The sequence below is a fragment of the Terrabacter lapilli genome, from assembly GCF_039531305.1.
In the GTDB taxonomy this organism is placed as follows: domain Bacteria; phylum Actinomycetota; class Actinomycetes; order Actinomycetales; family Dermatophilaceae; genus Terrabacter; species Terrabacter lapilli.
In genome coordinates this window covers 733,263-756,550 of the sequence record NZ_BAAAPU010000007.1, presented here as the reverse complement: position 1 = coordinate 756,550, position 23,288 = coordinate 733,263, and the positions used below count along the sequence as shown (strand labels likewise).

Annotated in this window: 23 protein-coding genes and 1 pseudogene; 8 read left to right on the top strand and 16 right to left on the bottom strand. The window is 73.4% G+C overall.

Annotated elements, in window-relative coordinates; translation table 11 throughout:
• The first annotated feature begins 92 nt into the window (after window positions 1-92).
• Window positions 93-551 carry an acyl-CoA thioesterase gene (locus ABD241_RS11435; protein WP_344062217.1) on the top strand — a complete coding sequence of 153 codons (459 nt, stop codon included), beginning with the start codon at window positions 93-95 and terminating at the stop codon, window positions 549-551.
• Here the strand turns inward: ABD241_RS11435 and ABD241_RS11430 are convergent.
• From ABD241_RS11430 to ABD241_RS11415, 4 genes are all read right to left on the bottom strand, one after another.
• Window positions 523-756, bottom strand: a complete 234-nt coding sequence (locus tag ABD241_RS11430; protein WP_344062214.1) for a hypothetical protein — start codon at window positions 754-756, stop codon at window positions 523-525. The two genes, ABD241_RS11435 and ABD241_RS11430, sit on opposite strands and share 29 nt — an antisense overlap.
• Window positions 757-880: 124 nt before the next feature.
• Window positions 881-1,711, bottom strand: coding sequence for an SDR family NAD(P)-dependent oxidoreductase (locus tag ABD241_RS11425; RefSeq protein ID WP_344062211.1), 831 nt, complete (start codon window positions 1,709-1,711; stop codon window positions 881-883).
• A gap of 10 nt (window positions 1,712-1,721) precedes the next feature.
• Window positions 1,722-2,693, bottom strand: a complete 972-nt coding sequence (locus ABD241_RS11420) for an NADPH:quinone oxidoreductase family protein (protein ID WP_344062207.1) — start codon at window positions 2,691-2,693, stop codon at window positions 1,722-1,724.
• A gap of 9 nt (window positions 2,694-2,702) precedes the next feature.
• Window positions 2,703-4,991 (bottom strand): exo-beta-d-1,3/1,6-glucosidase, encoded by a 2,289-nt coding sequence (locus ABD241_RS11415; protein WP_344062204.1) that lies wholly within the window; start codon window positions 4,989-4,991, stop codon window positions 2,703-2,705.
• Window positions 4,992-5,043: 52 nt separating this feature from the next.
• On the opposite strand from ABD241_RS11415, the gene ABD241_RS11410 reads away from it, so the two are divergent.
• Entirely contained in the window at window positions 5,044-6,369 is a 1,326-nt protein-coding gene (locus tag ABD241_RS11410) for a DUF4921 family protein (RefSeq protein WP_344062201.1), read from the top strand.
• On the opposite strand, the gene ABD241_RS11405 is transcribed toward ABD241_RS11410, so the two are convergent.
• From ABD241_RS11405 to ABD241_RS11390, 4 genes are read right to left on the bottom strand one after another with little or no spacing between them, the layout of a single operon-like run.
• Window positions 6,356-7,234: an ROK family protein gene (locus tag ABD241_RS11405; protein WP_344062198.1), complete on the bottom strand. Its 879-nt coding sequence runs from the start codon at window positions 7,232-7,234 to the stop codon at window positions 6,356-6,358. The two genes, ABD241_RS11410 and ABD241_RS11405, sit on opposite strands and share 14 nt — an antisense overlap.
• Window positions 7,235-7,282: 48 nt before the next feature.
• On the bottom strand, window positions 7,283-7,576 hold the full coding sequence (locus ABD241_RS11400) for a DUF3072 domain-containing protein (RefSeq protein ID WP_344062195.1): 294 nt from the start codon (window positions 7,574-7,576) through the stop codon (window positions 7,283-7,285).
• Between the two features lie 40 nt (window positions 7,577-7,616).
• Entirely contained in the window at window positions 7,617-8,492 is an 876-nt protein-coding gene (locus tag ABD241_RS11395; protein ID WP_344062192.1) for a hypothetical protein, read from the bottom strand.
• 3 nt (window positions 8,493-8,495) lie between these two features.
• Window positions 8,496-9,953 (bottom strand): flavin-containing monooxygenase, encoded by a 1,458-nt coding sequence (locus ABD241_RS11390; RefSeq protein WP_344062189.1) that lies wholly within the window; start codon window positions 9,951-9,953, stop codon window positions 8,496-8,498.
• A gap of 76 nt (window positions 9,954-10,029) precedes the next feature.
• Between ABD241_RS11390 and ABD241_RS11385 the strand changes: the two genes are divergently transcribed.
• Window positions 10,030-12,051: an FAD-dependent oxidoreductase gene (locus tag ABD241_RS11385; RefSeq protein WP_344062187.1), complete on the top strand. Its 2,022-nt coding sequence runs from the start codon at window positions 10,030-10,032 to the stop codon at window positions 12,049-12,051.
• A gap of 18 nt (window positions 12,052-12,069) precedes the next feature.
• On the opposite strand, the gene ABD241_RS11380 is transcribed toward ABD241_RS11385, so the two are convergent.
• From ABD241_RS11380 to ABD241_RS11360, 5 genes are all read right to left on the bottom strand, one after another.
• Window positions 12,070-13,356 (bottom strand): adenylate/guanylate cyclase domain-containing protein, encoded by a 1,287-nt coding sequence (locus ABD241_RS11380; protein WP_344062185.1) that lies wholly within the window; start codon window positions 13,354-13,356, stop codon window positions 12,070-12,072.
• A gap of 65 nt (window positions 13,357-13,421) precedes the next feature.
• On the bottom strand, window positions 13,422-14,753 hold the full coding sequence (locus tag ABD241_RS11375; protein ID WP_344062182.1) for a glycosyltransferase: 1,332 nt from the start codon (window positions 14,751-14,753) through the stop codon (window positions 13,422-13,424).
• Window position 14,754: 1 nt separating this feature from the next.
• On the bottom strand, window positions 14,755-15,789 hold the full coding sequence (locus ABD241_RS11370) for an LLM class flavin-dependent oxidoreductase (RefSeq protein ID WP_344062179.1): 1,035 nt from the start codon (window positions 15,787-15,789) through the stop codon (window positions 14,755-14,757).
• Window positions 15,786-16,328, bottom strand: coding sequence for a 2'-5' RNA ligase family protein (locus ABD241_RS11365; protein WP_344062176.1), 543 nt, complete (start codon window positions 16,326-16,328; stop codon window positions 15,786-15,788). The genes ABD241_RS11370 and ABD241_RS11365 overlap by 4 nt, the downstream gene beginning before the upstream one ends.
• 2 nt (window positions 16,329-16,330) lie before the next feature.
• A complete protein-coding gene (locus tag ABD241_RS11360; protein ID WP_344062173.1) occupies window positions 16,331-17,224 on the bottom strand; it encodes a P-loop NTPase family protein in 894 nt (297 codons plus the stop codon).
• A gap of 75 nt (window positions 17,225-17,299) precedes the next feature.
• On the opposite strand from ABD241_RS11360, the gene ABD241_RS11355 reads away from it, so the two are divergent.
• The 4 genes and pseudogenes from ABD241_RS11355 to merB form a co-directional block, all read left to right on the top strand.
• Window positions 17,300-17,818 (top strand): PH domain-containing protein, encoded by a 519-nt coding sequence (locus tag ABD241_RS11355; protein WP_344062170.1) that lies wholly within the window; start codon window positions 17,300-17,302, stop codon window positions 17,816-17,818.
• The gene (locus ABD241_RS11350) at window positions 17,815-19,359 is read left to right on the top strand and encodes a PH domain-containing protein (RefSeq protein ID WP_344062167.1); all 1,545 of its coding nucleotides are present in this window, start codon (window positions 17,815-17,817) and stop codon (window positions 19,357-19,359) included. Before ABD241_RS11355 ends, ABD241_RS11350 begins: the two co-directional genes overlap by 4 nt.
• Before the next feature lie 163 nt (window positions 19,360-19,522).
• Window positions 19,523-20,482: a patatin-like phospholipase family protein gene (locus ABD241_RS11345; RefSeq protein WP_344062164.1), complete on the top strand. Its 960-nt coding sequence runs from the start codon at window positions 19,523-19,525 to the stop codon at window positions 20,480-20,482.
• Window positions 20,483-20,524: 42 nt separating this feature from the next.
• Window positions 20,525-20,944: pseudogene (gene merB, locus ABD241_RS11340) on the top strand (organomercurial lyase); the annotation flags it as partial.
• An 88-nt stretch (window positions 20,945-21,032) separates the two neighbouring features.
• Here merB and ABD241_RS11335 read toward each other — a convergent pair.
• From ABD241_RS11335 to ABD241_RS11325, 3 genes are read right to left on the bottom strand one after another with little or no spacing between them, the layout of a single operon-like run.
• Complete coding sequence (locus tag ABD241_RS11335; protein ID WP_344062161.1) at window positions 21,033-21,626, bottom strand: maleylpyruvate isomerase family mycothiol-dependent enzyme; 594 nt, start codon at window positions 21,624-21,626, stop codon at window positions 21,033-21,035.
• Complete coding sequence (locus ABD241_RS11330; RefSeq protein WP_344062158.1) at window positions 21,623-22,066, bottom strand: SRPBCC family protein; 444 nt, start codon at window positions 22,064-22,066, stop codon at window positions 21,623-21,625. The genes ABD241_RS11335 and ABD241_RS11330 overlap by 4 nt, the downstream gene beginning before the upstream one ends.
• The gene (locus ABD241_RS11325; RefSeq protein ID WP_425580771.1) at window positions 22,063-22,413 is read right to left on the bottom strand and encodes an ArsR/SmtB family transcription factor; all 351 of its coding nucleotides are present in this window, start codon (window positions 22,411-22,413) and stop codon (window positions 22,063-22,065) included. The genes ABD241_RS11330 and ABD241_RS11325 overlap by 4 nt, the downstream gene beginning before the upstream one ends.
• Window positions 22,414-22,648: 235 nt before the next feature.
• Here ABD241_RS11325 and ABD241_RS11320 point away from each other — a divergent pair, with 235 nt between their 5' ends.
• A complete protein-coding gene (locus ABD241_RS11320; RefSeq protein WP_344062152.1) occupies window positions 22,649-23,257 on the top strand; it encodes a GNAT family N-acetyltransferase in 609 nt (202 codons plus the stop codon).
• Window positions 23,258-23,288 lie beyond the last annotated feature (31 nt).

Below are 23,288 nucleotides of genomic sequence, written 5' to 3'. Positions count from 1 at the left end.
GAGCACTCTACGTTCGGGCACCGACACGATCGGCACCTCTCCACAGGCTCGGCTCCGAGCAGCTCGCGCGGGGGCTCGGGCAAGATGGGCGCATGGCCGACCCGCGCTCGCTGACCCTCGCCGACTTCCCCGTGCAGCGCCCGGTGACGACGCGGTGGTCCGACAACGACATGTACGGCCACCTCAACAACGCCGTCTACTACGAGCTCTTCGACTCCGCGATCAACGGCTGGCAGGCCGAGCACCTGACCATCGACCCGATGACCGACCCGACGCAGGGCGTCGTCGCGGAGTCCTCGTGCGCCTTCTACGCCGAGGTGGCGTTCCCGACGCCCCTCGTCGTCGGCATCCGGGTGGTGCGGCTCGGGACGAGCAGCGTCACCTACCAGCTCGGGCTCTTCGTCGACCCGGAGCGGGGCCCTGCCCCGGACCCGGGCATCAAGGCCCTGGGCCACTGGGTGCACGTCGAGATCGACGCGGTGAGCCGCCGGCCCACGCCCATCCCCGCGCACCTGCGCGAGCTCATGCAGGCGGCGGTGCCGGAAGCCTGAGCTGGGTCTGCCGGTAGTCGCGCAGCTCGGCGATGACCTCCTCCTCGCGCTCGACGAGCTCGACCAGCTCGGGGGGCTCGGGAGCCGCGGTGGACTCGGGCTCGGCGTCGGGGCCGCTGGTGCGCACCTCGTCGATCCGGTCCTGCAGCTCGACCAGCTCGAGGATGAGCTCACGGGCGCTGGGCCCCGGTCCGGTGGCTGTCATCGAAGGTCCTCCAGATGGACGCCCGAGTGCGTCCGGTCGAACGAGCCCGCTGGTTTCGAGCGCGTCCACCATCCGGGTCCCGCGGCCTCGTGTCAAACCCGCCGTGGGGTCGGCGCCGAGGGAGTCACGAGGAGCTGAGCGGCGCCCGGGCGGTGCGACGCGCGGCCCGGCGCATCGCCGCGGTGTAGACGGGTCGCGCGAAGCGCTTGGCGCGCCAGGCGAGGTGCCCGTCGCGGTCGGTGAGGATGACGTCGCGGCGGGCGTCGATGCCGCGCACGACGATGGCGGCCACCTCCTCGGCCGAGCGCTTCGAGCCGCTCACCAGCTTGCGGCCGGCGTCCTCCATCTCGGTGTCGGCGCCCTGGAAGGAGGCGCCGAGGTTGGTGCGGAAGAAGGACGGGCAGACGACCGAGACGTCGATGTCGTGCGGGGCGAGCTCGTGCGAGAGCGTCTCGCTGAGCGCGACGACCCCGGCCTTGACCGTGTTGTAGGCGGCCATCCCGGGGGCGTGGACGAGCCCGGCGAGCGAGGCGGTGTTGACGATGTGGCCGCTGCGCTGCTCCTTGAACAGCGGCGTGAAGGTGCGACAGCCCCGGACGACGCCGAGCAGGTTGATGTCGACGATCCAGTGCCACTCGTCCATCGTGGCGACGTCGATGCGGCCGCCCGCGGCGACGCCGGCGTTGTTGACGAGCAGGTCGAGCCCGCCCCACGTCTCACGGACGTGGGCGAGCGCGGCCGCCCAGGCGTCGTCGCTGCGCACGTCGAGCACCAGGTATGCCGCCGCGTCCGGAAGCGTGTCGGGCCGGTCGGCGTGCACGTCGGTCGCGAGCACGTCGTCGCCCCTCGCGACGAGCGCGCGCACGAGGGCGAGCCCGAGGCCTGAGGCGCCTCCGGTGACGAGGACGCGGCGGGGAGCGTGGGGAACGGGGGTGCGGCGGGCTCGGGACGGCATACGGCCCAACCTAGCCGCGGACGGTGAGCGTCACCTTGCCGTGGGCGCGGCGCTCGTCGATCTCGCTGAGCGCGGCCACGACGTCGTCGAGCGGGTGGCGCGTGCTGATGGGCGGGACGAGCTGGCCGCTGGTGACGAGGGGCAGGATCGCCTCCCACTGCTCGCGCAGGTAGGACGGGTCGGGCGTCCAGAACGCGCCCCAGCCGACCCCGACGACGCTGAGGTTGTTGAGGAGCAGCCGGTTGACCTTGACCTCGGGGATCTGGCCGGCGGTGAAGCCGATGACGAGCAGCCGTCCCTCCGGCGCCAGGGAGCGGAGGCTGTCGGTGAAGCGGTCGCCGCCGACGGGGTCGACGACCAGGTCGACGCCGCGGCCCGAGGTGAGCTCCCTGACGCCCTCGAGGAAGCCGTCGGCCAGGACGATGTTGTGGGCCCCGGCGACCCGGGCCGTCTCGATCTTGTCCTCGGACGAGACGACGGCGATGACCCGGGCGCCCATGGCGCGCGCGAGCTGGATGGCGGCCGTGCCGACGCCGCCGGCGCCGCCCTGGACGAGGACGTCCTCGCCGCGCTCGAGCTGTCCGCGCCGGGTCAGCGCGAAGTGCACGGTGAGGTAGTTCATCGGCAGGGCCGCCCCGACCTCGAACGGCACGTCGTCGGGCAGCGCGAAGACCATGGCCTCGGGGACGGCGACGGTCTCGGCGAACGCCCCGAGGACCGGGAAGGCCGCCACGCGGTCGCCCGGCTGGAACCTCGTCCCCTCGCCCACCTCCCGCACGACGCCCGCGCACTCGGCGCCCGGCACGAAGGGCAGGTTGGGGCGCATCTGGTAGAGCCCACGGGTCATGAGGACGTCGGGGAAGCTGACCCCGGCCTCGTGCACGTCGACGAGGACGTCGCCGGCCTCGAGGGTCGGCTCGGGCACGTCCTCGACGGTGACGGCGGTCGGTCCCTCGAGGCTGGTGATGCGCGCGGCTCTCATGTCCCGACCCTAGTTCGCGGCCCGGACGGGGGTGATGGTGAAGCTCGCACGGAGCAGGTCGGAGTCACGTGAGCTGCGTCCCACCGCGAGCTCGAACTCGCCTGGCTCCACGACGCGGCGGCCGGCGGCGTCGACGATCGAGCAGGCCGACGCAGGCACCTCGACGCGCGCCGTGACCGCCTCGCCCGGTGGCACCGTGACGCGGCGGAACGCCTTGAGCTCCTTGGCTGCCCACGTGACGCTCGTGACGACGTCGGTGACGTACGCCTGCACGACCTCGTATGCCGTCCGCTCGCCCGTGTTGGTCAGCGTGACCTCCGCGCGCACGACGTCGTCGGCGCCGAGGTCGGTGGCCTCGAGGGTGAGGCCGGACCACTCGACCGTCGTGTAGGTCAGGCCCTCGCCGAAGACGAACTGGGGCTCCTGGGTGAGGTCGGCGTAGCGGTGGCCGTGCTGGCCCCGGACCTGGTTGTAGTAGGTCGGCTGCTGCCCGACGTGCCGCGGCACCGAGACCGGCAGCCGCCCCGCGGGCTCGATGTGGCCGAGGACGAGCTCGGCGACGGCGCGCCCGCCCCGCATGCCGGGGTTGAAGGCCTCGACGATCGCCGAGGCCCGCAGCGCGCTCGGTGGCAGCACGTTGGGCTTGGAGTGGAGCAGCACGAGGACGACCGGGGTGTCGGTGCCCTCGAGCGCGTCGACGACGGCGTCGAGCAGGGCGACCTGGCCGCCCTGCAGGTCGAGGGTCGCGGTCGAGCAGCCCTCGCCCGTCAGGGCCACCGTGTCACCGAGCACGACGACGGCGAGGTCGGCGGCGCGGGCGGTGGCGACGGCCTCCGCGAGCTGGTCGGGGTCGACCGGCGCCGAGGCGGAGACCGGCGGGCGGGGCTGGCCGTCGGGAAGGAGCGGGCCGTCGGGGTCGGGCACGAGCGTCTCGATCTCCGCGCCCCGGGCGTGGGTGACGGCCCACGTGCCGGGGACGACGCGCCGGAAGCCGTCGAGCACCGTCTCGACCGTCTCGCGCGGATGCCCGTCGGGCATCCAGTCCACCTGGCCCGACGCGCCGGCCCAGTCGCCGAGGTTGGCCTGCGGGTCGTCGGCGTTGGGCCCGAGGACGGCCACGGTGCGCGGGACGTCCGTGACGGCATACGGCAGGGAGCCGTCGTTGGTGAGCAGCACGAGCGAGCGCCGGGCGACCTCGAGGTTGGTGGCGGCGTGCTCGGTGGAGCCGATGACGAGGCGCTGGCGCTCGGGGTCCGGCGGCCGCGGGTTCTCGAAGAGGCCGAGCTCGAGCTTGAGCCGGAGCACGCGGCGGGCCGCTTCGTCGATCTGGCTCTCCTCGAGCAGTCCCCGGGCGACGGCCTCCTGCGCGGCCTCGAAGAAGGCGGGCGTCGTCATGACGAGGTCGTTGCCGGCGCGGACGGCGACCGTGGCGGCCTCGACGTCGTCGGCGCAGACCTTCTGCTCCCAGACCATGCGGCCGACGTTGTCCCAGTCGGTGACGAGCGTGCCGGTGAAGCCCCACTGGCCCTTGAGCACCTCGTCGAGCAGCCAGCCGTTGGCCGTCACCGGCACGCCGTCGATGGCCTGGTAGCCGAGCATGAAGGTGCGGCAGCCCTCCTGCACTGCCCGCTCGAACGGCGGCAGGAACCACGACGCCAGCTTGCGGCGGCTGAGGTCGGCCTCGCTCGCGTCGCGGCCGCCCTGGGTCTCGGAGTAGCCGGCGAAGTGCTTGGCGCAGGCGAGGACCGCCGTCGGGTCGGTGAGCCCGTCGCCCTGGTAGCCGCGGACCATCGCGGCGCCGAGCTCGCCGATGAGGTGCGGGTCCTCGCCGAAGGTCTCGCCGACCCGGCCCCACCGCAGGTCGCGGGTGATGCACAGCACCGGCGAGAAGGTCCAGTGCACGCCGGTCGCGGCGACCTCGACGGCGGTGACACGTGCAGCCTGCTCGACGAGGTCGGGGTCCCACGAGCAGGCCATCGAGAGCTGGGTCGGGAAGATCGTCGCGCCCGGCCAGAAGGAGTGGCCGTGGATGCAGTCGTCGGCCGTGAGGAGCGGGATCCCGAGGCGCGTCTGCCGCGCCAGGGCGATCGCCTCGTGCATGCGCTCGGGCGAGGTGTGCAGGATCGAGCCGGCCAGCCTGCCGTGGACGATGTCGGTGAGGTCACCGCGGGCGTCGAGCTGCAGCATCTGGCCGACCTTCTCGGGCAGGGTCATCCGACCCAGCAGGTCGTCGAGGCGCTGCTCGACGGGCAGGGAGGCGTCGCGGTACGGCAGGGCGGTCGTGGTGTCGTCAGGCACGCCACGACGCTAGTCGACCGCGGCCGATCCGCCCGAGACCTAGGCTGAAAGCGTGATCGACCCCCTGGTGCGACTCCCGGACGGAACCGTCAAGCAGGTCAACCCGATCAGCGGCACCAAGGTGTGGACGCTTCCGGGCCGCGGGGCCCGACCGCTCGGCGTGGTGCGCCCCACCCCCGTCCCCCTCCACCCCGCGGACCACGACCGTCACTGCGCCTTCTGCTGGGGTCGCATGCTCGAGACGCCGCCCGAGATCGCCCGCGTCGTGCGGGAGTGCTCGGTAGGCGGGGACACGGAGGGCTCGACGGAGGGCTCGACCGAGGGCTCGACCGAGGGCTCGCGGTGGCGCGAGCTGCGCGGCCTGCTGGCCGAGCAGCTGGGCGAGACGACGGCGGAGTTCCGGCTCTTCCCCAACCTCTTCGAGATCCTCAGCTACGACTACTGGCACCTGGCCCACGGCTTCGACCCGACGCCCGAGTCGCAGGCGCATCGGGCGGCCTACCTCGCGACCCCGCTCGGACGCGATCACGTGACGGCGCTCGCGCGCGTCCGGATGCGGACGCGCGGTGCCACGGGGGCCCACGCCGAGCCGTTCGACGAGGAGGACTTCGAGCGCGAGTCGGTCGCGCTCTTCGCCGGCAACCACCAGGTCGTCGTCGCCCGACGGCACTTCGTCGACGGCGCGGTGGACGACTCGCAGAACGCCGGGTCGGGGTCCCTGACGCCCGAGGAGCACTGCGAGTACACGCGGTTCACGATCGGGGCGATCCGTGACCTCTACCGCGGGAACCCGCACGCGCGGTACGTGTCGGCGTTCCAGAACTGGCTCCGGCCCGCCGGAGCGTCGTTCGAGCACCTGCACAAACAGCTCGTCGCCATCGACGAGCTCGGCACCGACGTCGAGCGCGAGGCGGCCCGGCTGCAGCAGGAGCCGGAGCTGTTCACGCGGTGGGGAGCCGACTTCGCCGAGGCCCGCGGGCTCGTCGTCGCACGCACGCCGACCGCGGTGGCGTTCGCCGGGATCGGGCACCAGTACCCCACCCTCGCCGTGCACACCTCGAACATGACGGCGCTGCCGTGGGAGCTGTCCGACGACGAGGTCCGCGACTTCTCCGACCTGCTGCACGCCTGCCACGCGGCGACCGGGAGCGACGTGCCGACCAACGAGGAATGGCACCACGGGCCGCCCTCCCTCGAGCTGCCGATCCCGCTGCGCGCGCTTTTGAAGTGGCGCGTCTCGACACCGGCCGGGTTCGAGGGCGGGACGAAGATCTACGTCAACACCATCGACCCCTGGACCGTCCGTGACCGGACGGTCGCGAGGCTGCGGGCCCTGGCCGCCGAGGGACGGGTGTCGGCCCGCGTCACCGTGGCCTGACGCCGGCCGCATCGGCGTCGGTGTCGGCGTCGGCGTCGGCGGCGACCCGCGCTGCCTGCACGGCGCCGCGCAGCACCAGCGTCGAGGGGTCGCCGTCCGGCACGACGGTGCAGGCCGCTGCATGCTCCGCGAGGGCGTGGGTCCGGGCCGACGCCTGCGCCGCCTCGAGGTATCCGGGATACGCCAGCGTGCCCCCGGCCAGGACGAGCAGTCGGGGGTTGACGAGGTTGACGAGAGTCGCCACGCCCTCACCGAGCGCGCGGCCGGCAGCCTCGACGACGGCCAGGACGTCCGCGTCGCCCCGAGCGGCTCGGGCCGCGACCTCGTCGGCCGGCAGACCGAGCCGCCGGAGGATCGCGGCGCCTGAGGCGACGCCGTCGAGGGTGGTCGTCCCGGTGCCGTCCCGGACGGGGATGCTGCCGAGCTCACCGGCCCAGCCGTCGGCACCCCCGTGCACGCGGTCCCCGGTCGTGAACCCGGCGGCGATCCCCGTCCCCGAGACGACGACGGCCACGTCGCGCTCGTGCGGGTACGCCTCGGTCACGGCCAGCAGGGCGGCCCGTACGTCGTTGAGCAGGCACGCGGGGACGTCGCCGTCGAGGACCCGCGGGCGCCACCCGGACACTGCCGGCAGGACGTCGGCGACCACGACTCGCCGGCCGCCGGGGCTGATCAGGCCCGGGCAGGCGATGCCGATGCCCCGCACGTCCGGGACCGCGTCGACGAAGTCGGCGATGGCGGCGTCCAGCTCGGCCGGGCCGCAGTCGCGCCCGGTCGGGACGCGACGCTGGTCGACCACGACACCATCCGGGCCGGTCGCCCGGCAGAGCATCTTCGTGCCCCCGATGTCCACGCCGACGTGCATCCCGCGACTGTCTCATGCCCGCCGGGCGTCGCGCGGACGGCCGTCGCGTCAGACCTCGCTGCCGTGGCCCTCCGTGCGGCCCTCGCTGATGCCGCGGCCGGTCCGGGCCTGGAGGCGGTCGATGTGCTCCGACGCCTGCGCCTTGGTGAGGTCGGCCGGCAGCGTCTCGCCGGCCTCACGGGCCAGCGTCTCGAGGTAGCTGCGCTGGGCGCCGGTCATGGCCTCGTCACCGGTCACCCAGTCCTCGGGGTCCTTGATGGTGGTGTCGCCGGCGGTGCCGCCGATGACGTCGTCGCTGCCGTCGGTGGCCTGGTTGGTCGAAGGTGTGTTCGACTCGCTCATGGCTGGCTCGTACCCACTGGCCCGCGCGAGCGCACAGGCGTCACCCGGCGCGACTCGACGCGAAGCGGGCGAGCGCGGCCTGGAGGGCGGCTTCAGCGGAGTCGACGTCCCTTCCCTGCCACGGCGGTCCGCCCAGCAGGGCCCAGGCGATCCCTTCGGGACTGAGGACCGCCAGGAACCCGGCCGTTCTGGGAGCACCGCCCGTGGCCGGGGCCCAGCGGTCGACGACGGTGCCGCGCAGCAGAGTCGCACCGGCAGCCGTGCTCTCGGTGGTGCTCGCGCAGGCGGCAGCGCCGGCCACCAGGGCGGGTCCGATCGCGAGCCGGCCGCCCGGTGGCGGTGTCATGACGGTGTAGGTCAGCGTGCGCGCGGCCCGGTCAGGGCCAGGTGCCACGCCGGGACGACGGTCGTCGGGGCCGGGCACGGACGAGCTCACCCATCTCTGGACGCCCGAGGCATGGACGAGCGCATCGACCGACAGGCCGGTCCACGGGATGGCCTGTGAGCAGTCCGGCTTGGGCGGCAGGTCGCCCGGGCAGGAGCCCGCGTCGGGGCCACGCGTCACGGTGACGGTCTCGTCCGGCAGCGCGTCGGGATCCGGCCTCCACCGGCCGTCGATGCGCAGCGGGCCGGACCCCGAGCCACGGACCGTCGTCGTGGAGCACTTCTGCGCGTCGACGGGCGTCATCTGCGGCGCCTGCGGACCCTGTCGTCCCAGGGGGCTCGCGGCCGTTCCCGGGCCGGCCACCGAGGTCGGTCCGGGCGCCGAGGTGGGCGGGGCCGGTCGGGCCGCCGTGCCGGTGCAGCCGGCGGTGCCGAGGGCGACGGCGACGGCGACGGCAGCCGCGAACAGACCGGAGCGTGGGGTTGCTGCCCCCTTCCCGCGGACGGCCCTCGCGGCCGGCAGACGTCCCATGGCTCAGCGGGCGAACGCCATGGCCTCGGTGACGTCGCCGCGCAGCATGTCGCGCCGGTCGAGCAGGTAGTTCTGCCGCATCAGCCATGGCGCGCCGTCACCCTGCTGGGGCAGCTCGGCGGCGGCCCGCTGCACGTAGCCGGACGCCAGCGGCAGCAGCGGCCGTCCCTCCATCCCACCGGGCGCCCGAGGCGTCGCCACCCGCCAGTCGTGCTGCTCCATGTGGTTCAGCAGCCGGCACACGTAGCGGCTGGCGAGGTCGGCGCGGAGGGTCCACGAGGCGTTGACGTAGCCGACGCACACGGCGAGGTTGGGCACGTCGGCGAACATGAGCCCGCGGTAGACCGTGAGCTCCCCGGTCGGCCGAGGCTCCCGGTCGACGCGGATCGCGATGCCGCCGGCGAGCTTGATGCGCAGGCCCGTCGCCGTGACGACGACGTCGGCGTCGAGCTCGCGCCCCGAGCCGAGTCGTATGCCGTGTGGCACGAACGTCTCGATCGTGTCGGTCACGACGTGCGCGCGTCCACTGCGGACGGCGGCGAAGAGGTCGCCGTCGGGCACGACGCACAGGCGCTGGTCCCAGGGGTCGTAGGTCGGGGTGAAGTGGTCGGCGACGAGGTCGGTGGACCCGAGCGACTTCGCGGCGCCCTTGGCCAGCAGGGAGCGCATCACGGCGGGGCGGCGGCGGCTCAGCTCGTAGACGCCCATCGTGCCCAGGACGTTCTTGTAGCGGGCGGCCGTGCCGGCGATGCGCCCGGGCAGCACCTTCTGGAGCACGTCGCGAGCGCGGTCCTGGCGGGGCAGCGAGGCGATCCACGTCGGTGTGCGCTGGAGCATCGTCACGTCGGCCCCGCGCTCGGCGAGGGCCGGGACCAGGGTGACGGCGGTGGCGCCCGAGCCGATGACGACCACCTTCCGGCCGGTGACGTCGAGGTCCTCGGGCCAGAACTGCGGGTGCACGACCTGCCCCTCGAACCCGCCGACCCCCGGGAGCTGCGGGTCGTGCGGCCGCTCGTAGTCGTAGTAGCCGCTGCACAGGTAGAGGAACGAGCACGTCAGCTGCTCCTGCCTCTCCTCGCCGGCTCCCCCGCGCTCGACCGTCACGGTCCAGCGCGCCTCCTCGCTCGACCAGTCGGCGGCGACGACCTTGTGCCCGAAGCGGATCCGCTCGGTGATGCCGTACTTGTCGGCCGTCGCCCTGAGGTAGTCGAGGATCTTCGGCCCGTCGGCGATGGCGTCGGGGTCGGTCCACGGCTCGAAGGGGAAGCCGAGCGTCATCATGTCGGAGTCGGACCGCACGCCCGGGTAGCGGAAGAGGTCCCACGTGCCGCCGATCGAGTCGCGAGCCTCGAGGACCGCCCAGGTGCGGGTGGGGCTCATGGTGGACAGGCGGTAGCCGGCGCCGACGCCGGACAGGCCGGCTCCGACGACGAGGACGTCCAGGTGCTCGAGATCGCTCACCTCGTCATTCTCACCCACTGTGACGAGCGCCGCGCCGTCGGCTACCGAGCGGTAACCAGCGGCTACCCTCGGGCGGGTGACGACGGCATACCCCTCCCTGCTCGAACCGCTCGACCTCGGCTTCACGACGCTGCGCAACCGCGTCGTCATGGGCTCGATGCACACCGGGCTCGAGGACCACGCCCGGGACTTCGACCGGCTCGCCGCCTACTACGCCGAGCGGGCGCGTGGCGGGGTCGGCCTCATCGTCACGGGCGGCTTCGCGCCCAACCTCGCCGGCGCCCTCTACCCGGGAAGCTCCGTCCTCGTCACCTCCCGCCAGGCCCGCCGGCACCGCGTCATCACCAACGCGGTGCACCGCGAGGGCGGCACGATCGCGCTGCAGATCCTCCATGCGGGCCGTTACGCCTACTCCCCGCTCGCCGTCTCGGCGTCGGCCCAGAAGTCCCCGATCTCGCCCTTCGCCCCACGGGCGCTCAGCCCGCGCGGCATCCGCAGGACGATCGCGGCGTACGCCCGCTGTGCGCGCCTGGCGCGCGAGGCCGGCTACGACGGCGTCGAGATCATGGGCTCGGAGGGCTACCTCATCAACCAGTTCCTCGCGCCGCGCACCAACCGGCGCACCGACGAGTGGGGCGGCTCCGCCGAGAACCGCCGACGCCTGGCCGTCGAGGTCGTCCGGGCCGTGCGCGAGGCGGCCGGTCCTGACTTCGTCGTCGTCTACCGCCTCTCCATGCTCGACCTCGTCCCCGACGGGCAGACCTGGGAGGAGGTCGTCGCGCTGGCCCGCGAGGTGGAGGCCGCCGGGGCGACGATCCTCAACACCGGCATCGGCTGGCACGAGGCGCGCGTCCCGACGATCGTCACGTCGGTGCCGCGCGGCGCCTTCACGCGTGTCACCGCGAAGCTGCGGCCGGAGGTCTCGATCCCCGTCGTCACGTCCAACCGCATCTCGATGCCCGACCTGGCCGAGCGGGTCATCGCCGACGGCAGCGCGGATCTCGTGTCGATGGCGCGGCCGTTCCTCGCCGACCCCGACTGGGTGGCCAAGGCGGCGCGCGACCGCGCCGACGAGATCAACACCTGCATCGCGTGCAACCAGGCCTGCCTCGACCACACCTTCGCGAGGAGGACCGCGACCTGCCTCGTCAACCCGCGCGCCGTGCGGGAGACGGCCCTCGTCCTCGCACCGACGCGGCGCTCGAAGCACGTCGCGGTCGTGGGCGCCGGCCCGGCCGGGCTCGCTGCCGCCACGGCCCTGGCCGAGCGCGGCCACCGCGTCGAGCTGTTCGAGGCCGGCGACGACCTCGGCGGCCAGTTCGCCCTGGCCATGCGCATCCCCGGCAAGGAGGAGTTCGCCGAGACGATCCGCTACTTCCGGCGGCGGCTCGAGCTGACCGGCGTCAAGGTCCACCTCGGCCGCCGCGCCGAGGTCGAGGACCTCACGGACTTCGACGAGGTCGTCGTCGCCACCGGCGTCGAGCCGCGCATCCCCTCGGTCCCCGGGATCGAGCACCCCAAGGTCGTCACGTATGCCGCCGCGATCCGCGGCGAGGCGCCGCTCGGCCGGCGCGTGGCCGTCATGGGAGCCGGCGGCATCGGCATCGACGTCTCCGAGCTGCTCACCCACGTCGAGTCGCCGCTCACGGTGGAGCAGTGGATGGCGGAGTGGGGCGTCGGCGCGCCCGACGCCTCCCGCGGCGGCCTGGTCGAGCCGCACCCCGCACCGTCCCCCCGCGAGGTGCACCTGCTGCAGCGCAAGGCCACGCCGATCGGCAAGGGGCTCGGCAGGACGACCGGGTGGGTGCACCGGGCAACGCTGAAGGCCAAGGGAGTCCACCACCACGTCGGCGTGAACTACGAGCGCATCGACGATGCCGGCCTGCACATCTCCCACGGCGAGGACCGCACCGACCCGCAGGTCCTCGACGTCGACACCGTCGTGGTCTGCACCGGCCAGGAGTCGGTCAACACGCTGGGCCCCGAGCTCGCCGCCCGCGGCCTCCGGGTGCACGTGGTCGGCGGCGCGGACGTCGCCGCTGAGCTCGACGCCAAACGGGCCATCCGCCAGGCCACCGAGCTCGCGGCGCGTCTCTGACCCGGCCGGTGGGGCGCCTCACTCGCTCTCGTCGTGGCCCTCGAGCAGGAAGGTCGTCATCGGCCCCTTGCTCTTGACGAGGAGCGTCCCGCGGCACCGGACCCTGAAGCCCGGCCCGAGGGCCGCCGCCACCCGCTGGGTCACCTGGATCTGCCCGGGCAGCCCGTGCGACTCCATGCGGCTCGCCGTGTTGACCGTGTCGCCCCAGAGGTCGTAGATGAACTTCCGCCGGCCGATGACGCCCGCCACGGCCGGTCCGGTGTCCATGCCGATGCGCACGGCCAGCCACTCGCAGCCCGGCTCCTGCGCGATGGCCGCGATGTCGGCGCGCATGGCGAGCGCCACGCGGGCCACTGCCTGGAGGTGGTCGGGGCGCGACTCCGGCACGCCGCCGGCCACCATGTAGGCGTCGCCGATGGTCTTGATCTTCTCGAGGGACTCGGCGTCGGCCCGTCGGTCGAAGGCGCTGAAGATGCGGTCGAGGAGCGCGACCAGCTGCCCGGGCGGCATCACCTCGGTGCGCGCGGTGAAGCCGACGAGGTCGGCGAAGAGCACGGTGACGGCGTCGTGGTGCTCGGCGATGACGCCCGTCTCCCGCTTGAGCCGGGCGGCGATCGGGGCGGGCAGGACGTTGAGCAGCAGCCGCTCGGACCGCTCCTGCTCGGCCTCGAGGGCAATGCGGGCCCGTTCGCTCTGCTCCACGAAGTAGCCGAGCACCGCCCAGCCACAGAGGGTGAGACCCGTGACGTTGAGCACGAAGAACGTGACGACGAGCCCGGTCGGCAGGCCCGCCGGCCGCTGGGCCAGCCAGGGGTCGAGCAGAGCGAGCGCCAGCACCTCCGCGAAGAAGGCCACGAGCCACGGGGCCGATCGGCGCGCTCCGAGCAGCGCCAGCGCCGCGAACGGGACGAAGCTCGCCCACAGCACCATGCCGCTCGAGGCCACGAACCCGCCGAGCGAGGCCTGCAGCAGGGCCGGGAGCACGAGGAACACCGCGAGCTGCGTGCCGCGGAAGAGCGCGAAGCGCCGGGTGCGCGAGAGCACGACGAGCCCGACCGCGGTCTCCACCTGGTATGCCGCCGGGATCGCCGCGGACACCGGGTGGCCGTATGCGAGGTAGGTGCCCACCCAGACGGAGGCGAGCAGCGCGATGAGCACCGAGGCGAAGACCAGCGTCCCGTGCCGCAGCGCCACCTCGGGCGGCGTGCCGGGCCTGGACCCGATCTCGCCGAGGCGCTCGAGAATGCGGACGACGGCCCCTCTGGTGCCGGTTCGCGGCGGACTGAGCACGTCGGGCGCCCCCATGCCGCGATGCTACGGCGGGCGACGCGCCGGGTCGGCGTCATTGGGGATGGTTGGTCGGGCGGTCCTCAGTCCGACGTGGTGGGTCCCGACGATCGCCTGCTGAGATAGGCGTCCACCATGCGGGCAGCGTCGCCGGCGCCGTCCTCGGCGCGGACCCGCTCCCCGAGGGCGTATGCCGCCTCGCGGGCTCCCGGGGACAGTGCCACCTCGAGGGCCCGCTGCAGCCGGTCCGGCGTCAGGTCCTTGCGGGCGATCGGCGGTGCGGCGACCCCGAGGTCGGCCATCCGCCGGCCCCAGTAGGGCTGGTCCGCGGCGTGCGGCACGACCACCTGCGGCACTCCCGCCCGCACTGCAGCAGCGGTGGTGCCGGCTCCGCCGTGGTGCACGACGACGGAGCAGCGTGGGAAGAGCACGTCGTGCGGCGCCGGCCCGATGCCGCGCACCTCGGCAGCGGCGCCACCGGACCGGTCACCGACCGTCAGGCCGGCGACCCCCTCGCTGACGGCGCCGCGCAGCCCGAGCCGCCCGAGCACGGCCACGACGTCGCGCACCGCCCCACCGGGGTCCGGGGTCGGCATGGACCCGAACCCGACGAACACCGGGGCGTCACCCGCGGAGAGGAACGCCTCGAGGTCCGGGTCCAAGGCCTCCCGCCCCGCGTCGTCACGCACCCAGTAGCCGGTCTGGCGCAGGGCGGGCGGCCAGTCGGCCGCCCGCGGCACCACGCTGGGGCTCGCCGCGAGCAGCGTGGGCGTGCGCTCGGCTGCAGCGGCGCAGTCGCGGAAGTGCTGTCGCGGCAGGCCTCTTCGGGCGCGGACGAGGTCGCCGGCAGGCCGGAAGAGGTCGAGCGCCACCCGCCCGGCCAGGCTGCTCCAGGCCAGGTTGGCCCACGACGTCGAGCGGGGCCGCAGCGCCAGCGCCACCGAGCTCCCGTGCGCGCTCGGCCACACCGGCGCGAAGACGGCATAGAGGTGCGGCTTCGACCGGTCCCGAGGTCGCGCGCGCCTCCCTCGTCCGCCCGCACCGGCCAGCAGCGCGTCCACGAGGTCGAAGGTCAGCGCCCCCGACACCACCGCGTCGGCCTCGTCCACCAGGCAGGAGACGTCGCTCGCGAGCGCCCCGGCGGTCTGCGCCATGACCTGCCGCATGAGCCTCGCCTCGGCCACCTGGGTCCACGCCGACCCGCGCAGCGCCTCGCGCCCCGACCCCTCGCGCAGCGGCCCCTCGAGGTCGAATGACAGCGGCTCGAAGTCGACACCACTGCCCGCCACGACGTGCGCGAGGTCGCCGGGCGCGGCGAGCGAGACGGCATACCCGAGCCTTCGGAGGCGCTGGCCGAGCGCGACCAGAGGCTGCACGTCACCGCGGGAGCCCATGCCCAGCAAGAGGACTCGCACGTCAGCCCTCGCCGAGCTTCGCGCGCACGCGCGGGACGACCTCCTCGGCGTAGAGCCGGATGCACTCCATCCGCTGGTCGTGCGGGAGGGTGCCGAAGGAGTACTTCAGCTGGAAGCGCGAGAGCCCGAGGACCTGCACCGTGTCGACGATCTTGGCCGCCACCGTGTCGGGCGAGCCGCAGTAGACGGCGCCGCCGGGTCCGAGCTGCTGGAGCGCCTGCTCCCTGCCCATCGGCGCCCAGCGCCGCTCGCGGCCGAGCTTGTTCATGTAGGGCAGGAAGTGCGGCAGGAACTCCTCGCGGGCCTGCTCGTCGGTGGCCGCCACGTAGCCGGGCGAGTGCACGCCGACGGGGAGCTCGGGCTTTCCCATCTCGGACAGCGCCCGGCGGTAGAGGTCGGCGAGCGGCGCGAACTGGCGCGCGGACCCACCGATGATCGCGATGACGACCGGGAAGCCGTAGTGCGCGGCGCGCACGACGGACTGCGGCGTGCCGCCGACGCCGACCCAGACCGGCAGCCGGCCGGACTCCGTCGACGGCATGACCTTCTCGACCTGCAGCGGCGGCCGGATCGAGCCCTCCCACCGGAACGGCTCCTCCGACACGACGGCCGCGAGCAGGTCCAGCTTCTCCTCGAAGAGCGTCTCGTAGTCGGCCAGGTCGAGGCCGAAGAGCGGGAAGGACTCGATGAACGAGCCACGGCCGACGGTGACCTCGGCGCGGCCGCGGCTGATGGCGTCGAGGGTCGAGAAGCGCTGGAAGACGCGGATCGGGTCGTCGCTCGACAGGACGGTGACGGACGTGCCGAGCCGGATGCGCTCGGTGCGGCCGGCGAGCGCGGCGAGGACGACGTCCGGGGCACTGACGGCGTAGTCGTCGCGGTGGTGCTCGCCGATGCCGAAGAAGTCGAGGCCGAGCCGGTCGGCGAGCTCACCCTCGGCCAGCACCTCCCGGATGACCGTCGCCGGGTGGAGCGGGGCGCCGTCGGGGCCGTCGGCGATGTCACCGAACGTGTCGAGGCCGAGTTCGAGGCTCATGGGCCCATCGTAGGTATGCCGCCGACGGACCACGTGCGCCGAGCGACGGGGTCCCAGCGCCGCACCCTCTCGATCGAGCCGTCCACCCCACGCAGCGGCCCGAGGACGGCGAGCGCCTCACCGACCTGCTCCGCGGTGAGGCCGTGCGCGAGCGTGACGTGCGGGGTCCACCGGTCGACGCGCACGAGCTCGGAGACGTCGGCCGCACCGTCCATGGCCTGCGCCACGGTCCGGTGCAGGGCCAGCAGCGCGGCGCTCGGGACGACGAGACGGGCGAGCACGTGCCGGCGGGAGCCCATGACGACGAGCGGCCCCAGGCGCACGGGCACCGGCGGCAGGGCGGAGAGTGCCCGACCCAGCCGGGCCTCCACCTCCTCGGGGACGCTGCCGGCAGCCGACAGGGTCACGTGCGGGGCGTTCGTCGGCCCCGCGTGCCCGGCCTGGCTCGGCAGCTGCGCCTCGGCCAGGACCGCCCACTCACGGCGGACCTCCGCGTCCGTCGTGTCGTCGAGCAGCCCCTCGACCGAGTGCAGCGCCACGGTCAGGCGACCTGGTGCGCGCCCGGCCGGCTCGGGTCACCGGCGACCCCGAGGTGCTCGGCGACGAACGCGCGGATCGCCGCGGTGTGCTGGTCCCAGCGAACGTCGCCGACCGGGACGACCAGCGTCGGCAGGTCGAGGACCTCGAGCACCTCGAGCTCCATCTCCCGGCGTCGGCGCATGAACTCGACGTAGCCGTCGAATCCCACGTAGCCGCAACGGAGTCCGAGGCCCTGGCTCGTGTGGTAGTCGATGACGCTGTCGAGCCACTCGACCGGGCGCTCGGCGGCGGCACGCTCCAGCGCGGCCCGCGGGTCGCCCGTGTCGAGGTAGACGAGTGCGGGCGCATGGTCACGGACGGCCTCGACGAGACCGGCCACGTGCCGGGCCAGGACGTCGACGGACTGGTCGGCCCGGGCGACGAGCGCGCAGACCGGGTTCTGGACCAGCACGCACTCCCACACCTGCACCGGCGCGCTTTCCGTGCCCGGGAACTCACGCCCGAAGCGGCGCCAGCTCTCCGTGAGGACGTGCGCGTGCACGTCGGCCTTGACGTCGCCGTCGTAGGCGTCGTGGGCCCGTAGCCGGTCGACCACCGCTGCCGGCAGGGCGGCGTGCAGCTGGTGGCGCACGACCCAGACGTCGCCGAGGCGCTCGGCGGCACCGAGCAGCAGCTGCTCGGTGCCGGGCGACTCCTGCGCCAGCTCCGCGGCCATCACCACCAGCTGGTCGGTGCCGAGGACGGCCACCTGCTCGAAGTCGACGGGGTGGTCGACGCGCCCCTCGGCCCAGTGCTCGACCGGCACCTGCTGCCCGGCGAGCCACGTCGCGATGCCGTGCGCCGTCGTGCTCTTGCCCGAGCCCGGGAGTCCCTCCACCATGACCAGTCCGTTCACGGGAGACACCGTATGCCGCCCTCCCGCCCCCGCGCTCCGAGGTCTCCTCGGGCGCGGGTGTGTCACCGTTGCCTCGTGGAACCCCTCGTCGTGCCCCACCCCGCCAGCCCCGTCCTCCGGGACCCCGCCCACCGCGTCAGCCGACGCGCCCTGGCGCTGTGGACGATCCAGGCGGTGGGCGTGCTCGCGGTGCTCCTGGTGGCGCAGGTCGTCTGGTGGGTCGTGGACGACCCACCGTCGCGCACCGCGCACTGGCTCGTCGCCCTGGTCTGGCTCGTCGCGGGCGCCGCCTACGCCGTCGGGATGCCGCAGTGGCGCTACCGCGTGCACCGCTGGGAGGCGACGCCTCGCGCGGTCTACACGCAGAGCGGCTGGCTGCGCCAGGAGCGTCGGATCGCCCCGCTCAACCGGGCGCAGACCGTCGACCTCGAACGGGGTCCTGTCGCGCAGCTGCTCGGCCTCGCGTCGGTCACCGTCACGACCGCCTCGGCCGCCGGGCCGATCCGCATCCACGGGCTCGACCTCCCGGTCGCCGAGCAGCTCGTCGAGGCCCTGACGGCAGCCGCCGTCGCCGAGCGGGACGACGCGACGTGAGCGACGGAGCGGACGCACGCGAGAGCCTGGAGGAGATCGCCCCCTCGGAGGCGGATGGGACCGCCGACCCCTGGCGACGACTCGATGCCCGCATGCTGCTCGTGCACCCGCTGGAGACGCTGGTCCGCTTCCTCCCGGCGCTGCTCGCCGTCCTCCTCTTCCGGTCGGGCTCGGACGACAACGACCGGTGGGAGCTGTACGCCGTGCCGGTGATCGTCGCCTACGGCGTCCTGCGCTGGCTCACGACGCGGTACCGGATCGCCGACGGGCAGGTCGAGCTGCGGCGGGGCGTCCTCACGAGGCAGACGACGACGGCACGCCTGGACCGGGTCCGCACCGTCGACCTGACGGCCCGGCCGTACCACCAGCTCCTCGGCCTCGCGAAGGTGGAGATCTCGACAGCCGGGGGCGGCCGTGAGCGGCTCGTCCTCGACTCGCTGAGCGCCGAGCACGGCCGCCGACTCCGCGCGGAGCTGCTCCACCGCGTCGACGCTCCCGCAGCCGACGCCCCGGTCGAGGCGTCGGCACCGGTCGGCGACGAGCTGCTGGTGCGTCTCGACCCGGCCTGGCTGCGCTACGCACCACTGACTTTGACCGGCCTCGCGAGCGCTGCGGCGATCGTGGGTTTCGCCTCGCAGGGGTTCTCCCGGTACGCGCAGGAGCGCTCGGTCTTCCGCGCGGGTGCCGGGTGGGTCGCAGGGTTGGTTTGGTGGGCCGACGTGCTGCTCCTGCTCGGCGCGGTGTCCGCCCTGGCGGTCGCGGCCTACCTGTTGACCTTCTGGGGCTTCCGCCTGACCCGCAACCGGCTCGGCACGATGCACACCCGCCGAGGCCTCCTCACCCGCCGGGAGACCACCATCGACGCCGCCCGCGTGCGCGGCATCCGGATCGACGAGCCGTTGGGGCTGCGCCTGGCCGGAGCGCGCCGCCTCAAGGTGGTCACCACCGGCCTGCTGCGCGAGCGCGGCGGCTCGGACTGGCTGTGCCCGCCGGCTCCAGCGGACGTCGTGACTTCCGTCGCCCTGCGCATACGGCCCGACAGGGAGGCCGTCGAGGGCGCGCTCACCGCGCACGGCCACGCGGCAGCGCGTCGCCGCCTCACGCGTACGCTCGTGCCCGCGACGCTGGCCTCCGCCGGCCTCGTGGCGGCCCGCCTCCTCTGGGACTGGCACGGCTCGCTCCTCGTCGTCGTCCCGCTGCTGCTGATCGGTGCGGTGGCCCTCGGGCGGGACCGCTACCGGTCGCTCGGCCACGCGGTCACGGCCGACCACCTCGTGACCCGACACGGCTCGCTCGACCGGCAGCGCGTCGTGCTCGACCGGGACGGGATCATCGGCTGGACCGTGCGGCGGTCCTTCTTCCAGCGCCGTGCCGGCCTCGCCACGCTCGTCGCCACGACCGCTGCCGGCGAACAGCACTACGACATCGTCGACGTTCCCGTCGAGCGCGCCTATGCGGTTCTGGCGCAGGTCAGCCCCGCCCTGCTCGCCGAGGCCACTCCGCGGTACGAGAGCAGCGCTCCGACGAAGAGAGGTGCGTGATCGGCCGACTCCGCGGACGGGCGGAACCCGGCGGGATGTGCCAAGGCACCTCGAGTCACCGATGACGTCTGGGCAGCCCGAGCGGCGGTGGCCCGCGGGGGGGTGGGCACAGAGTCCCCCATACCCCTGTCCCTCAGTCGGCATACCGGTCAAGATTGAGGGCATGGGCGGCATCGGCCTCGTCCTGGGCGCAGGGGGCGTCGTCGGGCAGGCGTACCACGCAGGCGTCCTCGCCATGCTGGAGCACGACCTCGGCTGGGACCCCCGGAAGGCCGACGTGATCGTGGGGACCTCGGCCGGGTCCATCACAGGCATGCTGCTGCGAGCCGGCATCCCGGCCGCGGAGCTGGCCGCGTGGACGGTCCGCGCCCCCCTGTCCGCCGAGGGCCGGGTGCTGCACCACATCGCCGGGACGGACCTCCCGGAGTTCCCGCCGTTCCGCCCGCTGGACGTCCTTCGCCGCCGTCCGGACCTGCCCGGTTGGAGGATGCTGCTCCGTGCGGCCGTCCGCCCGACGCGTTTTCGCCCCCGGGTCGCCGCCCTTGCTCTCCTCGCACCCGGGGATCACGACATCGTCGAGCAGCTGAGGATGCTTCAGGAGGCCGAGGGCCGGTCCTGGCCGGAGCAGCCCCTCTGGGTGTGCGCCGTCCGCCGGGATGACGCCAGACGGGTGGTTTTCGGCCGACCCGGCAGCCCCGAGGCACCGCTTCATCTGGCCATCGCCGCCTCGTGTGCCCTCCCGGGGTACTTCGCGCCGGTGACCATCGGCAGGGACAGCTACATCGACGGCGGTTCGCACTCCCCGACCAACGCCGCCATCCTGCGCGAGCTCCAGCTCGACCTGGTCGTGGTGGTCTCCCCCATGTCCGGGCCTTCGGGTCTCCCGTGGGACCTGTACGGTGCGTCCAGGTGGCACGCCGGCCGCATCGCGCGCCAGGAGGTCAACGCCCTCCGCCGGACGGGGACCAAGGTCGTGGTCTTTCGTCCCGGGCCGGCTGAGCACGAGGTCATGGGCAATGACCTGATGGCCAAGGACCGGGTGGACGAGATCGTCCAACAGGCCTTCATCGGCGCCGGCGCGCACGCCGCCGAGCCGCACGTCAGGAAGATCCTGCTGTCGTGACCCCACGCGTCCAGACGTCGCTGACCGCCCCGGGTTTGGGGCGGCTGCGCCTGGGACTCGTTCGCGCTGCCGCACCTGTTGCCCGAGCAAGGTCCGATGGTGGTGGCCACGACCTGTCCTGCATGCGGTCGCGCCCATGCCTGGCGAGTCGACAACGAGCAGCCACCTCCCGGCGATCAGGTCGCGCACTTCCTGGTTCCGACAACCCACATGTGGGACGACGTCATCTACACATGCGGACATCAGCGGATCTTCTGCTCCGAGGACTGCGTCACCGCCTGGCTGAGCCGTTCGGGAAGCGAGCGAGGGTACGTGATGGATCTGCCCACCTTGTGGCGCCTGGCTTCGGGCTGGTACGCCGGTCGCCTCGAGCGCGGATATGTGCGGCGCGACCCGACTGCAGCGGCCGAATATCTGCAGGGGGTCGGGCTCTCCGGTGCGTTCTGGGGCCTACCGGACTGAGCCTTCGGAGCCTCCGAGGCCCGGGTGGCACCTGCGTCGACAGGTGCATTCGCGGACCCGTCTCCGACTGTGCAGCCGACCGGAAGGCTCAGGGGCTCGCGGACCGGCGACCGGAGAGGACCAGCGCGAGGTCGACTGCCGGGGCGCGGACGACGCGCCCGGTCCCGTAGGACCAGTCGAGGTCTTGGGCCCGCAGCTGCAGCCCGTGGAGAGCCACGCCGAAGTGAGAAAGGCTCCGTGGCGCGGTGAGCCCGTCGAGGACCAGGCGGGTGCGGGCCACCGGTGGGCGGCGTCGAAGGCCCAGAGCCTCGGTGATGTCGAGTCCGTGGATCACCGCGTGGACGAGGGCGCCGGTGGCACCGCCGCCGGGCGGGGTCCAGGCCTGCATGCGCGGGGCGCGCAGGGCATCGAGGAGCTGCTCAGGGGTCTGTCGGGCATCGAGCCGGGCACGTCGGTCCGCAAGTACGTCCCACCGCATGCGGGCTCTGAGCAGTCCGAGAACGACCACCGGCGCTGACGCGTGCATCGGCAGGGTCATGTGGGCCACGACCTCTCGAACGCGCCACCCGGGGCACAGCGAGGGCTCGTCCCATGCGGCGGCAGGCAGGTCCGCGAGCAGGTCCGCCAGCTCGGACAGCTCTGCGGCGACCTCGTCGGCGACCTCGGTCGCGGCGGCGCTCATGCCGGGGCCGCGGGCACGGCTCGAAGGTAGGTCTCCAGCTTGTCGAGTGACGTCCGGAAGCCGGCCTGCGCCTTGGGGGTCAGGAAGGCCTTCGGCATGTTGCTCTGCACGATGGTGACCTCCGTGCGGCCGTCGCCGAGGTCGGTGAAGGTCGAGACGGAACGTAGGCCGCTCCCGAGCTCGGTCCAGGCGATCCGCTCGGGCTCGAGGATCTCGTCGAAGATCGCCCGCATGGTGTAGTGGCTGGTGCCGTCGTCGGCGACCATGACGGTCTCGAAGACGCCGCCCGGTCGAGGGTCGACGGTGATCCCGTCCAGCGGGGCGCTCATGCCGGCCGGTCCCCAGAAGCGCGTGAGGTGTTCGGGGGTGAGCAAGCACCGGAACACCAGCTCACGGGGTGCGGAGAAGACTCGGGTGTGGGTGACGGTGCCATCGTTCATCGGGAAGTGCCCTTCGTGGGTGGAGTGGCCTGGACGGTGCGAAGGTGGGCCTCGAGCTTGTCGAAGCGGGCGTTCCACAGCTGACGTGAGGTCTCGATCCAGTCGATGGCCGCATCGAGGGGCTCACGCTCGAGGTGGCACGGACGGGTCTGGGCCTGCCGAGACCTGGTGATCAGGCCGCAGCGCTCCAGGACCTTCAGGTGCTTCGAGATCGCCGGCATAGAGATCGAGAACGGCTCGGCCAGCTCGGTGACCGTGGCGTCGCCGCGGGCCAGCCGAGCCACGATCGCTCTGCGGGTCGGATCGGCCAACGCCATGAACGCTGCGTCCAGTCGCTCGGCGGTCATCGCAGTCATGGTCTTACTGAACCAGAGAGTTAATTAACCGTCAAGGCAAATAATTCCCCACTCGCTGGCGACCCATCGACGCCTACTCGCTCGCATGCTTCTCCCAGTCCCCTTCCTGGAACGGTCGGAACCAGGCTGCGGTCGAGACGGCTGGGCAGCCGCGGGCGGTCGTATCAGGCTCAGCGCGTTTTCACGGGGCACCCGTGGTCCGGACCTGCTGTGGCAGGCTGCACCGGTGCCCAGCGACGTGACCGTCCTCCGTGCCGACGACCCGCGATGCGAACGGCTCGCTGACGATGGGTGGACGGTGACCGCGCGGTCCTGGGCGGCTCACGTGGAGCTGACGCCACGGCATACGCAGGGCTGGCGGGACGCGATGGCTCGCCTGGCGAGCACGGACACCTGCCGCGAGCTCACGGCCGACGACGTCCCCGCCGTCCTGGCGCTCGACGCGGCCACCGCCGGCGACTACCCGGGCAGCGTCGCGACCGCCCACGAGGCACTCACGCCGCACACCGCGACGCCGACGGTGCGACGGCCCGCCTTCGGCGTCCTCGACGACAAGGGTGACCTCGTGGCCATCACCTTCGTCGACATCGAGGCCGACCCGACGTGGGCGGAGGTCGACTTCACCGTCGTCGCCCCGCACCGGCGTCGACAGGGACTGGCCACGGCCCTGAAGGCCGCCTCGCTGCTCGGCCTCATGGAGCGCGGGGTCACCGACGTGCGCACCGGCGGCTCCGACGAGAACCGCGGCATCATCGCGGCCAACGAGACGCTGGGCTTCCGGGTGGACGAGCGCTGGGTCACGTTGGTCGCCCCGGCGAAGGGCCCGGACGCCTGAACGACGAAGCGCCGCGCCGTCCGCCGGGGCG